Here is a 12,327-nt window from a genome sequence, read left to right as displayed (position 1 = left end):
ATCTCTCTTTATTTGGTATCGAAAGGGCTGGCTTACACCGCCGGCTGGAACTGCACCCTGGCCTTGCGATAGAGAAACAGCGTCGCGCACAGGGCACAGAGTGCGGCAAAGCTCATCCAGTAGCCCGGCGAGGCCTTGTCTCCGGTGTACTGGATCAGCGCGGTGGAGATCGCCGGAGTGAAACCGCCGAACACCGCGGTTGCCAGGCTGTAGGCCAGGGAGAAACCGGCCACCCGGACTTCCACCGGCATGATCTCGGTCAGGGCCGCAACCATCGCGCCGTTGTACATCCCGTAGAGGAACGAGAACCACAGCAGTACCAGCAACATGCTGGTGAACGTCGGCGCCTGGACCAGCAGCGACAGCGCCGGATAGGCCGTGGCCAGGGTCAGGCCGGACATGGTCAGCAGTACCGGACGACGGCCGATACGGTCGGAGAGGGCGCCGCCCAGGGGCAGCCAGCAGAAGTTTGAAACACCCACCAGCAAGGTCACCAACAGGCTGTCGGCGGTGCTCAGGTGCAGCACGGTCTTGCCGAAGGTCGGCGCATACACGGTGATCAGGTAGAAGGCGGTGGTGGTCAGCGCGACCATCAGCATCCCGGCAACCACGATGACCCAGTTCTGCGCCAGGGTGTTGAACACCTCGCGCATGCCCGGACGGTGCTTGCGCTTGGCGAATTCCTCGGTTTCCGCCAGGTTGCGACGCAGCAGGAAGATAAACGGCACGATCATGCAACCGACCAGGAACGGGATGCGCCAGCCCCAATCGGCGACCACGCTGGCCGACATCCACTGGTTCAGCCCGTAGCCCAGGGCAGCGGCGATCACCACGGCGACCTGCTGGCTGCAGGACTGCCAGGCGGTGAAGAAACCCTTGCGCCCCGGTGTGGCGATTTCCGACAGATAGACCGAGACACCGCCCAGTTCGGCACCGGCGGAGAAGCCCTGGAGCAGGCGACCGATCAGGACCAGGGCCGGGGCCAGCAGGCCGATGCTTTCGTAGCCGGGCACCAGCACGATCAGGATGGTGCCGCTGGCCATGATCGACAGGGTGACGATCAGGCCTTTGCGCCGACCGACGTCATCGATATAGGCGCCGAGGATCACCGCGCCGAGCGGGCGCATCAGGAAGCCGGCGCCGAACACGGCGAAGGTCATCATCAGCGAGGCGAACTCACTGCTGGCGGGGAAGAAGGCGGCGGCGATATAGGTGGCGTAGAAGCCGAACAGGAAGAAGTCGAACTGTTCGAGGAAGTTGCCCGAGGTAACGCGAAATACCGCGCCCGCCTTGGCACGGGCGGAACTGGCGGTCGGTGTTGTGGCGTGCATCGTGAAAGGTCTCCAGCATTTTTATGGCCTGCATCGCAGTGCAGATTTTTATTGGCCGGGATACTGGAGCAGCGCTATAGATTTGATAAGTGCATTTTTAGAATGGATTGATGCGTCCAGCGAATTAATACTGGATGTTTCCATGTGCCGCATGGCCAACAATGTGGCGAGCGGGCTCGGCTTGAGGTCTTCTTTGTGAGGTCGTCCTAGGCAAACCGCCTGACCATGAACTCGATAAAACTGCTCAACTTCGGCGTCATCTGCTTGTCCGGCAGATAGACCAGATGCAGCGGTCGATCCAGGGTCTCATGATCCGGCAACAGGTGTACCAGGCGCCCGTCCTTCAGGGCGTCTTCCACCAGCGTATGGGGTAGCAGGACAATGCCGATGCCTTCCAGCGCGGCGTTCATCAACGCCGTGCCGTTGTTGGCCGAGAACTGTCCCTGCACCCGGACGCTTTCGCTGCTCACACCGTGGAACAACCAGTCACGTTGCGGTGTGGCCCGCAGGAATACCAGGCAGTTATGCTGCGCCAGATCCGCCGGCACCCGCGGTGTACCGTGGGCCTTCAAATACGCCGGCGAGGCGCAGGCAATGCGCCGGTTCTTGCTCAGCAGACGTCCCACCAGGCCGCTGCTGGGCAGTTCGCCGTAACGGAACACCAGGTCGAAACCGTCCTCCACCAGGTCCACCACCCGATCGTTGAACTTCAACTCGATATCCACTTCCGGGTAGGCCTTGAGGTAGGCGGCAATGGCCGGGATCAACCGGTCCGAGGCCAGGGTCGGCGACGCACTGACGCGCAATCGGCCGCGGGGATGGGCGCGTTGTTCCCGGGCAATCAATTCAGCCTGTTCGATCTGCCCAAGGATGGCCAGGCACTGGGTGTAATAACCCTGGCCGATCTCGGTCAGGCTCTGGCGGCGGGTGGTGCGATGCAGCAGGCGCGTGCCCAGGTGTTTCTCCAGGCCCTGGACATGGTTGCCGACCATGGTCGAGGAAATTCCGATGGATTGCGCCGCGGCGCTGAAGCTGCCGTGATCGACCACCTTGACGAAGACCTTCATGCTTGCCAGAACGTCCATTGCCAACCTTTTATTGGGAGTGATCCAAGAAAGTCCTAGTTTATCAAGTGAGGGTAGGGGATCACCATGGGCGCAGACGCCGCCTGAACCCGCGCTCGATATCGTACAGCCGTGGTTCAGCAAAACGTCGTCATCGGTATTTGGCAAAAAGCTATGATCCGCTCTGTACAGCGGGTTTCGGGGGTGTGCGATCAGCGGGTTATCGGGAATTTTCAGGCCGCGTTTATCGCGTCAGGTCAGTGGCATGTTGGCGATCCTGATCTCCATCGCCCTGGCCTCGCTGGACACCGCCATCGCCAATACGGCGCTGCCGGCCATCGCCACCAGCCTGCACACCACACCGGCTGCATCGGTGTGGATCATCAACGCCTACCAGCTGTCGGCGGTGGCGACCATCCTGGCCTTCGCCTCGTTCGGCGGCGTGATCGGCCATCGCAAGATCTACCTGTTCGGCCTGGTGTTGTTTACGGTGTCGTCGGCACTCTGTGCGATGTCGAGCACCTTGACCGAGTTGACCCTGGCCCGGGTCCTCCAGGGCGTGGGGGCGAGTGCGATCATGAGCGTCAACGCGGCGCTGATCTTCAGCCTGTTCCCACCGGAAAAACTCGGCAAGGGCATGGGCCTCAATGCCCTGGTGGTGGGCATGTCGTTCGCCGCCGGGCCGACCGTGGCTTCGTTGATCCTGTCCGTGGCCACCTGGCCCTGGCTGTTCGGGGTGAATATTCCGATTGGCCTGATCGCCCTGGCCATGGCCATTCCGTCGCTGCCCCATACACCGCCCAACGGTCAGCGCTTTGCCTGGGGCACGGCCGGCCTGAGTGTCGTGACCTTCGGTTCGCTGATTTATGCGCTGGGGGAGGGCGCGCAGTTTGCTGGCGCGCTGCCGATCTGCCTGGCGCTGCTGGTCTGTGTCTGTGCCGGTGGCCTGATGCTGCGCCGCGAGGCCGGGCATCCGGCGCCGATGTTTCCGATCGATCTGCTCAAGCGCCCGATGTTTGCGCTGTCGGCCTTGACCGCCGTTTGCTCCTTCGCCACCCAGGGCCTGGCCTTTGTCTCGCTGCCGTTTTTCTTCGAGACGGTGTTGGGCCGTGATCCGGTGCAGACCGGCTACCTGATGACACCCTGGTCGGTGGTGGTGGCCTTGATCGCGCCGTTTGCCGGACGCCTGTCGGATCGTTACCCGCCGGGCTTGCTCGGCGGTATCGGCCTGGGGGTGCTGTCGCTGGGCATGTTGTCCCTGGCGATGTTGCCGGCGGATCCGAGCGCCCTGGAGATCGGCGTGCGCATGGTGATCTGCGGCTTGGGCTTCGGCTTCTTCCAGTCGCCGAACCAGAAGGCCCTGATGACCAGCGCACCCCGTGAGCGCAGCAGCGGTGCCAGCGGAATGATCGCCACCGCGCGCTTGCTCGGCCAATCCACGGGGGCTGCGCTGGTAGCCCTGAGTTTCGGTTTGTCGAGCCACTCCGGGCCGATCCTGGCGTTGTATATCGGTGCCGGCTTTGCCGCCGTGGCTTGCCTGGCGAGCTTCTCCCGACTGGCGGCGCGCAACCCGGCCTGAGGCAGCGGCAATCGCCCGGCCCAGGCTGGGCGTTGCGGCTTGTCGAGCGGCCATGACCCCCTGCACCTTGTCCGTCTTCGAACGGCCTTGCGGCCAGTGCCATGATCGCCGCGAGTGTTGTACTGTGCGCGCGACAATGTGTGAGGGACTGTGGATGGCCGGCCGATTGATCTATCTCATCGGGCCTTCGGGCTCGGGCAAGGACAGTTTGCTCGATGCCGCCCGCGAACCCCTGGCGGCGCGTGGCTGCCGGATTGCCCGGCGGGTCATCACCCGTTCGGCCGAGGCGCTGGGGGAGGCGGCGCAATCGGTCAGTGCCGAGCAATTCGCGACGATGCAGGCCCAGGGGGCCTTTGCCATGAGCTGGCAGGCCAACGGCCTGTGTTACGGCATCCCGCGCCTGGTCGACGATTGGCTGGCGGCCGGCCTGGATGTGCTGGTCAACGGTTCGCGGGGCTATCTGCCCCAGGCCCGCGGGCGTTATCCGGATTTACAGGTGATCCTGCTTACCGTGGACCAGGCGGTCCTGCGTGAACGGCTGCTGGCGCGGGGGCGGGAGAGCTTGCCGCAGATCGAGGCGCGCCTGGCGCGCAATGCCGAATTCACCGCCTCGCTGCTGGCGGCGGACGATCCTTCGCTGAACTTGCTGGATAACTCCGGCCCTCTTCGCCAAAGCCTGGAGACCTTGTTCAGACTGCTCGGGAAATAGTTGGTTTTTACAAGGGTGCGTAGGATATCTAGGACCTTTCTTATTGTCTTTTCCGTTTTTAAATAAACGGCAAATTCAAGTAATACATTGGCCTTTTTTTACCTCGTTGAATGGTATTCGGGACTGATATTTTAATTAAAAACTCCCCGGATCTTTAAACACGAGAGGTAGGCCGATATGGGTGTGGAGCAGGATAATTTTGCCGCGCGCTTGAAAGAACTTTCCCAGTACAGTTTCAAGGTGGACAGCCTGATCATGGACACTGCCCTCGCATTGTCCGGGCTCATCCCCCATGGCACAGGGGCCGCTGTGGCGCCGCTGGTGGGGTCCTACAAGATGGGGCAAGCGTCTTCGGTCCTGGTGGATAATCCCTATTTCACGGTGAACAGTGTCGAGCGGCCTTCGCCCAAGACCAAACACCTGTTGCGCCATCGTAAAGTGCGCAATTACGTGCAGTCTTTTACCGGAACGGCGGCATCGCTCGGGAGCATGGCCTTGCCGGTCAATCCTTATGCGCTGATTCGGGATGGTAGTTCCGCCGGGGCTTCAATCATTCACTTGTATCGTTTTACTGAAATGGCCAGGAACTGTCGGCAAAGCAGAACCTTGAGCCAGTGGTTTGAACTGTTGAAACTCATGAAAAGCCACAAGTTGTTCAATCGCGGCGTCGGGTTCAGCCTGGCTGCCATTCCCGGCGGGGTATCCCTGGCCGTCAGCATCCCGATCAAGCTCTGCCTGATGGCTAAAAATACCGGCGTGCTGGCCCAGGAGTCGGCGCTATGCAAGGTCATTGCGATGGAGTTGCACTGGCGCGCCTATCAGGAACAGAGCCTGTTGAAAGGCAGTGGCAGCGGGCCGGCAACCGCCATCGTCCGTGAACTCATGACCCGGCGTGGCGTGATGGGCGGCTTTTCGCACAACTACCAGGCATTGATCCAGGAGCCGGCCGGCTGGAATGCCTTCGCCGCCAAGATCATGGACATCTAGTCCGCCGCCGGCAGGTCGGCCTGGATCGCGTCCCGCACCAGCACTTCCCTGAAAGTCGCCACCAGCGGTCGCAGGTTGATCCGATGCCAGGCCGCCCACAAGGGCGTGGTGTAGATCATCCAGGGTAATTCCCGCAGCACCACGCCCTGGGGGGCGTTGTGTCGCAGGCTCTGCTGGATCATGGTCAAGCCCAGTCCCGCCGCCACCAGTCCCAGCGCCGTCAGCGGTTCATTGGCTTGCAACCGGACATTGGGATTGAATCCGGCCTTGATACAGGCCTGGACGAAATCGTCCTGTTTGCCGGTGCGCTGGGGATGCTGTACGGCAATCCATTCCTGCTCCAGAAAGTCTGCCGGACTCAACTCGCTCAGTTGTGCCAGCGGATGCCGTTCGGGCAGGGCCAGGAGCATGGGGTCGTTGAGCACGCGGGCGCTGTTCAGGTCCGGGTCATCTGCCGCCGGCGGCTCGCTGACCAGGGCGATATCGAGGCTGCGCTGGCGCAAGCCTTCCAGTTGCTGCGCCGAATTCAGGCTGTAGAGCGCGATATGCACATCCGGCCGATCAACGCGCAAGCTGCGCAGGGCCTGGGGCAGCACGCCCGAATGCATGGCGTTCTCGATATAGCCGATGCACAGGCCACCTTCTTCACCCCGGCCCAGCCGCCGCCCGAGGGACTCCAGCCGGTTGGCATGGGTCAGGAAGGCCCGGGTCTCGGCGAGAAAGGTCTGGCCGTCGGCGGTCAGGCGGATGCGTTGCAGGCTGCGTTCGAACAGGGTCAGGCCCAGGCGCTCCTCCAACTGGGCGATCTGCCGGCTCAGGGGCGATTGGGAAATATGCAGGCGCTCGGCGGCACGCCCGACGTGCTCTTCTTCGGCGACCGCCACGAAATAGCGCAGCTGGCGTAGATCAATCATGTCAGACCTTCCAGGACTCAAGTTGAGCAAATTATGTCTTGGACGGTCAAAAGTCTGCAACCTAGTATTGATCCCGACAGCGAGATCCGCGTCACCCCAGTGGGTGAGGCGGACTCATCATTTCCATTCAAGGGATCATTACGATGAGCATCAGAGACAAACTGCAGGGCACCATGGGTTTCGGCACCGCCCCGCTGGGCAACATGTTCCGCGCCATTCCCGAGGAAGAGGCCATGGCCACCGTCGATGCGGTCTGGGACCAGGGCGTACGCTACTTCGACACGGCGCCGTTCTATGGCTCGGGGCTTGCGGAAATCCGCCTGGGCGAGGCCCTGGCCAAGCACCCACGGGATCAATACGTGCTCAGCACCAAGGTCGGCCGGCTGGTGCTGGATGAAGTGGAAGACGTCACCGCCCGTGACCTGGGCGAAAAGGCCGGGGTCTTCGAGCATGGCCGTCCGAACAAGATGGTCAACGACTACTCGGCCGACGCTACGCTGCGCTCCATCGAGGGCAGCCTCGAACGCCTGAAGACTGACCGTCTGGACATCGTCTGGGTGCACGATATTGCCCAGGACTTCTACGGCGACGAATGGCTGGAGTATTTCAACCAGGCGCGCAAAGGTGCGTTCCGGGTGCTCAGCCGCCTGCGCGATGAGGGTGTGATCAAGGCTTGGGGCCTGGGGGTGAACAAGGTCGAACCGTGCGAGCTGACCCTGCAACTGGACGAAGCGCGGCCCGACGGCTTCCTGCTGGCCGGGCGTTACACCCTGCTGGATCACGAGCGCGCCCTGCAACGCTTGATGCCCGAGGCGCTGGCCCAGCAAGTCGATATCGTTGTCGGTGGTCCTTACAGTTCAGGAGTGCTGGCCGGCGGCACGCATTTCGAATATCAACCGGCATCGTCACAAATCATGGCTAAAGTTGAACGGATAAAGACCATCGCGCAACGCTTCGGGGTGAGCCTCAAGGCGGCGGCCTTGCAGTTCTCCCTGGCCAACCCGGCCGTGGCGGCGGTGATTCCCGGCGCCAGCCGGCCAGGGCGGATCGCCGAAGATGTGGCGGCCTTGCGCAAGCAGATTCCGCAGGCGTTCTGGCAGGCGTTGCGTGATGAAGGGCTGGTGGCGGGCAATGCGCCGTTGCCGCTGGTCTGAAACAAAAAAACGGTCCGCTAACGTCGTTGGCGTCAGAGTCTCCAGCGTCGGGATCGGACCGGCTACCCACTTATCCCTGGAGATTATTCATGGCCGCAACATCCGTCACCCTCGAAATCGGTGCGCCACCGGAGCAGGTCTGGCAACTGATGGGTGGGTTCGACTCCCTGCCTGACTGGCTGCCGTTCATTCGTCAAAGCCGCCTCAGCGAAGGCGGGCGTGTGCGCAGCTTGCACACGGCGGACGGCGTGCGGATCGTCGAGCGCCTGGAAGCGTTCGACAATCGCGCCCGGCGCTACAGTTATTCCTTTATCGAGCAGCCCTTCCCGGTGGCCGACTACCTGGCCACGATGCAGGTCCGCGAAGGCAATGATCCGCACACCTCGATCGTCGAGTGGGCGGGGATTTTCACCCCGACGGGCGTCAGCGAAGAGGAAGCGGTGGAGCTGTTCCATGGGATCTATGCCGACGGCCTCGCGGCCTTGAAGGCCAATTTCCCGGACTGAACCCAAGGCTTGGCCCTTGGCTTCAGTCCACGGTGATCAGGCTGTCCCGGCAATTGAGGATCAAGCGCGCGCCGGCCTGTTCGCTGCTGTCGATGTCGAGGGTGAAGCCGTGCAGGTTGACGATGGCGGCGACAATCGACAGGCCGAGGCCGAAGCCGCCGTGCTGGGCGCCTTCGTCGCAGCGATAGAACCGCTGGAACACCGCTTCGCGCTCGGCCACCGGGATACCGGGGCCGGAATCGAGGACTTCGATGCGGGTACTGCCCGCATCAAAGCTCGCCTTCAATACCACTTCACCGCCCGGTGGAGTGAACTTGATCGAATTACTCAGCAGGTTGGCCAGGGCTTCGAACAACAAGGCCCGGTCGCCGGTGATCGCCGGCAGTGTCTCGGGCACTTCGAGGCGCAGGTGGATCTCCGCTTCCTCGGCCAGCGGCAGGTAGAAATCATGCAGCTCGTGCAGCAACGGCAAGGGATCCAGCACCAGGAAACCGGAGCGCCGTTGATGGTCTTCCAGCTCGGAAATACGCAACAAACCGCGAAAGCGCGCCATCAAGGTATCGGTCTCGGCAATCACCCCATCCAGTTGCAAGGACTCGGGCGAACCGTCGACGGTCTGTTGCTGGATCCGGTACAACTGGGCGCGCAAACGGGTCAACGGGGTGCGCAGGTCATGGGCGATGTTGTCGCAGACGCCCTTGACCTCGTGCATCAGCTTCTCGATCCGGTCGAGCATGGCATTGACGATCGCCGCCAGCATATCCAGCTCGTCGCGGCGGTTCGACAGCGGCAGGCGATGGCCCAGGTCGCCGGCGATGATCGACTCGGCGCTGGCCTGGATCGCCCGTATCCGCCGGATCGGTCGGCGACGCAGCAGGTGCCAGCCGGCAACGCCGGGCAGGATGGTCAGTGATACCGCCCAGAACAGGGCATGGAGAATAATCCGGGTCACGCCGAACAACGAGCCGTTGTCGCGTACCAGCACCAGCCAGCGTCCGTCGTGGGTCTGGGTGGCCACCGCGTCGCAACTGTCCTGGGGCAGGTTGGGGTCGTCGGAGTCGATGCAGTCCGCCAGCTCATGGATCCGGCCGTCCAGGGGCAACTCGGCGGGGATTTCCTGGATCGGTCCGCTCAGATGCAGTTTCTGCTCGTTGAACAGGCCGTAGGCGTCGACCCCGCGCATGTCGAAGGTCATGCTGGTGGTCAGCGCTTCCATCAGCGGTTGGCCCTGGAAGCGCGAAAACAGGTGCTGGCGTTGCATCAACGAGTGGCGGGCGAGGGTACTCAGGTAACCGGAAACTTCGTAGTACAGCACCCCCATCAGGCTGCAGCTCCACGCCACGAACAGGAAGCTGTAGAGCGCCAGCAGCCTGCTGGTGGAGGAGCGCCAACCTCTAGAGGGGTTCGGCAATGACATAACCCGAGCCTCGCACGGTACGGATCAGCGGTGCCAGGCCCTGACTGTCGATTTTCTTGCGCAGGCGACCGATATGGACGTCGATCAGGTTGGTGCCGGGGTCGAAGTGATAACCCCAGACTTCCTCGAAAATCATCATTCGCGAGAGAATCTGCCCGGTGTTGCGCATCAGGAATTCCAGCAGCTTGTATTCGGTGGGCAGCAAGCTTAACAGTTGATCGGCCCGGGAGGCTTCGCGGGTCATCAGATTGAGCTCGAGATCGGCCACCCGCAGCGAGGTTTCGAATTCCCGTGCCGGGCTCTTGCGTCGCAGCAGCACTTCGACCCGAGCGGCCATTTCGTCGGAGGCGAAGGGCTTGGTCAGGTAATCGTCGCCGCCGGCGCGCAGGCCGCGTACGCGTTCGTCGACATCGGAGAGGGCGCTGATCATCAGGATCGGCGTGGCCACCCCGATGGTTCGCAGCGTGGTGACGATGGCCAGGCCATCGAGCTCCGGCAGCATGCGATCCAGGGTAATCAGGTCATAGTCACCGCTGACGGCGCGAACCAGGCCTTCACGGCCATTGTCGACCCAGTCGACTTCAAGCCCGTGGCTGCTCAGTTCTGCCACTATTTCCTTGGCGGTTACAGCATCATCTTCGATGGTCAGGATGCGGGTCATGGGTTGCCTCGACGGACCTTCAAAACAAGTGGGCAAGTGTGCCAAGAAGCGCATGAAAACATTCTGAACAAATCTTCATGCGCCTCGGGCAGCCATTAACAAGGTGCCTCGGGTCTACCAGAGAGGCTGGAAACATATAGCCACACCTTGGCTGAATAAAGGCTGTCAGTAAGTTTTCTGTAGGATGTTGCGAACCGTCACCGGGATTTGATATCTGTTACCTGTAGCCGCATTCGTTCGCAGTCTTGAACGAGCGCTTCTTTTGATCCGGCGCCCAAGGGTTCCGGATGTCCGGCAGCTCCTGTACAGGTCTTTTTATGCACCGCCGCAATCTTCTGAAAGCTTCCCTGGCCCTGGCGGCCTATACCGGCCTGTCGGCCAGCGGTCTGTTCGCGGCCCGGGCGCTTGCCGCCACCGCGGATGGCGAGATAGAACACTTCGACTTCGAGACACTGCAGGTCCACGCGAAAAAACTCGCCGCGAAGGACTATGTCAGCACCCGCCAGGTGTTGCCGCAGTCCCTGGCGGACATGACCCCGCAGCAGTTCAACGCCATTCAGTACGATGCCCGGCACTCGCTGTGGAACGAGCTCAAGGGCCAGTTGGACATGCAATTCTTCCATGTCGGCATGGGGTTCAAGCAGCCGGTGCGCATGTACAGCGTCGACCCGCAGACGCGCCAGGCCCGCGAGGTGCATTTCCGCCCGGCATTGTTCAACTATGCCCGCAGCGGCATCGACCCGTCGCGCCTCAAGGGCGACCTGGGATTCTCCGGCTTCAAGCTGTTCAAGGCCCCGGAAATCGACCAGCACGACATCGTCTCGTTCCTCGGCGCCAGCTACTTCCGGGCGGTGGACAAGACCGGGCAATACGGCTTGTCGGCGCGGGGGCTGGCGATCGATACCTATGGGAAGAAGCGTGAGGAGTTTCCCGACTTCACCCATTTCTGGTTCGAAACCCCGGACAAGGACAGCACCCGCTTCGTGGTCTATGCCTTGCTCGATTCGCCGAGTGCCACCGGTGCCTATCGCTTCGATATCGATTGCCAGGCCGAGCAGGTGGTGATGGCGGTCGATGCCCATATCAATGCGCGTATCGCCATTGAGCAGTTGGGCATCGCGCCGATGACCAGCATGTTCAGTTGCGGCACCCATGAGCGGCGGATGTGCGACACCCTTCACCCGCAGATCCATGACTCTGACCGCCTGGCCATGTGGCGCGGTAATGGCGAATGGATCTGCCGGCCGCTGAACAACCCGGCGACCTTGCAGTTCAATGCCTTCGTCGACAAGGACCCGAAGGGCTTCGGCCTGGTGCAGACCGACCATGAGTTCGCCAGCTACCAGGACACCGTGGACTGGTACAGCCGGCGTCCGAGCCTGTGGGTCGAGCCGACCACGGCCTGGGGCGAGGGCTCCGTCGACTTGCTGGAAATCCCCACCACGGGTGAGACCCTGGACAATATCGTCGCGTTCTGGACGCCCAAGGAACCGGTGGCGGCGGGGGCTTCGCTGAATTACGGCTACAAGCTGTATTGGAGTGCGATGCCACCGGTGGGCACGCCGTTGGCACGGGTGCACGCGACCCGTTCGGGCATGGGCGGCTTTGTCGAAGGCTGGGCACCGGGTGAGCACAACCCTGAGGTCTGGGCCCGGCGCTTTGCCGTGGACTTTACCGGCGGAGGGTTGGAGCGTCTGTCCCTGGGGGCCGAGATCGAGCCGGTGGTGACGACGTCCTGCGGTCAGGTGAAGGATATCGATGTCCTCAAACTGGACGAAATCAACGGTTATCGGGTGACGTTCGACTGGTACCCGAGCGACGATCGGGTCGACCCGGTGGAACTGCGGCTGTTTATTCGCACCCGTGACCGCACCTTGAGCGAAACCTGGCTGTACCAGTATTTCCCGCCGGCTGCGGACAAGCGGCGCTATACCTGATAAGAAGGTCTGAAACCGAACACGGTCCCTGTAGGAGCTGGCTTGCCTGCGATGAGGCCGAAGAGTCT

The 12,327-nt window shown here is 62.2% G+C and carries 12 protein-coding genes; 7 read left to right on the top strand and 5 right to left on the bottom strand.

Annotation, left to right across the window (positions count from 1 at the left end; translation table 11 throughout):
- Nucleotides 1-32: 32 nt before the first annotated feature.
- The gene (locus HX830_RS04275; RefSeq protein WP_103495148.1) at nucleotides 33-1,331 is read right to left on the bottom strand and encodes an MFS transporter; all 1,299 of its coding nucleotides are present in this window, start codon (nucleotides 1,329-1,331) and stop codon (nucleotides 33-35) included.
- A gap of 1 nt (nucleotide 1,332) precedes the next feature.
- Here HX830_RS04275 and HX830_RS04270 point away from each other — a divergent pair, with 1 nt between their 5' ends.
- Entirely contained in the window at nucleotides 1,333-1,530 is a 198-nt protein-coding gene (locus HX830_RS04270) for a hypothetical protein (protein WP_177099069.1), read from the top strand.
- A gap of 7 nt (nucleotides 1,531-1,537) precedes the next feature.
- Here the strand turns inward: HX830_RS04270 and HX830_RS04265 are convergent, their stop codons facing one another.
- The gene (locus HX830_RS04265) at nucleotides 1,538-2,416 is read right to left on the bottom strand and encodes a LysR family transcriptional regulator (protein ID WP_177099068.1); all 879 of its coding nucleotides are present in this window, start codon (nucleotides 2,414-2,416) and stop codon (nucleotides 1,538-1,540) included.
- A 244-nt stretch (nucleotides 2,417-2,660) separates the two neighbouring features.
- Here HX830_RS04265 and HX830_RS04260 point away from each other — a divergent pair, with 244 nt between their 5' ends.
- From HX830_RS04260 to HX830_RS04250, 3 genes are all read left to right on the top strand, one after another.
- Nucleotides 2,661-3,974, top strand: coding sequence for an MFS transporter (locus tag HX830_RS04260; RefSeq protein ID WP_103495150.1), 1,314 nt, complete (start codon nucleotides 2,661-2,663; stop codon nucleotides 3,972-3,974).
- Between the two features lie 154 nt (nucleotides 3,975-4,128).
- A complete protein-coding gene (phnN, locus tag HX830_RS04255) occupies nucleotides 4,129-4,683 on the top strand; it encodes a phosphonate metabolism protein/1,5-bisphosphokinase (PRPP-forming) PhnN (RefSeq protein ID WP_103495151.1) in 555 nt (184 codons plus the stop codon).
- 177 nt (nucleotides 4,684-4,860) lie between these two features.
- Nucleotides 4,861-5,670, top strand: coding sequence for a hypothetical protein (locus HX830_RS04250; RefSeq protein ID WP_177099067.1), 810 nt, complete (start codon nucleotides 4,861-4,863; stop codon nucleotides 5,668-5,670).
- Here the strand turns inward: HX830_RS04250 and HX830_RS04245 are convergent.
- On the bottom strand, nucleotides 5,667-6,584 hold the full coding sequence (locus tag HX830_RS04245; protein ID WP_177099066.1) for a LysR substrate-binding domain-containing protein: 918 nt from the start codon (nucleotides 6,582-6,584) through the stop codon (nucleotides 5,667-5,669). The genes HX830_RS04250 and HX830_RS04245 overlap by 4 nt on opposite strands.
- A 143-nt stretch (nucleotides 6,585-6,727) precedes the next feature.
- Between HX830_RS04245 and HX830_RS04240 the strand changes: the two genes are divergently transcribed.
- Nucleotides 6,728-7,738 carry an aldo/keto reductase gene (locus HX830_RS04240; RefSeq protein ID WP_177099065.1) on the top strand — a complete coding sequence of 337 codons (1,011 nt, stop codon included), beginning with the start codon at nucleotides 6,728-6,730 and terminating at the stop codon, nucleotides 7,736-7,738.
- 89 nt (nucleotides 7,739-7,827) lie between these two features.
- Nucleotides 7,828-8,244: an SRPBCC family protein gene (locus HX830_RS04235; RefSeq protein ID WP_103495155.1), complete on the top strand. Its 417-nt coding sequence runs from the start codon at nucleotides 7,828-7,830 to the stop codon at nucleotides 8,242-8,244.
- 22 nt (nucleotides 8,245-8,266) lie between these two features.
- Here HX830_RS04235 and HX830_RS04230 read toward each other — a convergent pair whose 3' ends face one another.
- Together HX830_RS04230 and HX830_RS04225 are read right to left on the bottom strand one after the other, a co-directional pair.
- On the bottom strand, nucleotides 8,267-9,661 hold the full coding sequence (locus HX830_RS04230) for a sensor histidine kinase (RefSeq protein WP_177099064.1): 1,395 nt from the start codon (nucleotides 9,659-9,661) through the stop codon (nucleotides 8,267-8,269).
- Complete coding sequence (locus HX830_RS04225) at nucleotides 9,639-10,322, bottom strand: response regulator transcription factor (protein WP_100943330.1); 684 nt, start codon at nucleotides 10,320-10,322, stop codon at nucleotides 9,639-9,641. The genes HX830_RS04230 and HX830_RS04225 overlap by 23 nt, the downstream gene beginning before the upstream one ends.
- Nucleotides 10,323-10,639: 317 nt before the next feature.
- On the opposite strand from HX830_RS04225, the gene HX830_RS04220 reads away from it, so the two are divergent.
- Nucleotides 10,640-12,259 carry a glucan biosynthesis protein D gene (locus HX830_RS04220; RefSeq protein WP_177099063.1) on the top strand — a complete coding sequence of 540 codons (1,620 nt, stop codon included), beginning with the start codon at nucleotides 10,640-10,642 and terminating at the stop codon, nucleotides 12,257-12,259.
- Nucleotides 12,260-12,327: the final 68 nt, after the last annotated feature.

Origin of the sequence: Pseudomonas gingeri (assembly GCF_013385425.1) — a bacterium.
In the GTDB taxonomy this organism is placed as follows: Bacteria; Pseudomonadota; Gammaproteobacteria; order Pseudomonadales; family Pseudomonadaceae; genus Aquipseudomonas; species Aquipseudomonas gingeri_D.
This window is presented reverse-complemented; position numbering and strand designations above follow the sequence as displayed.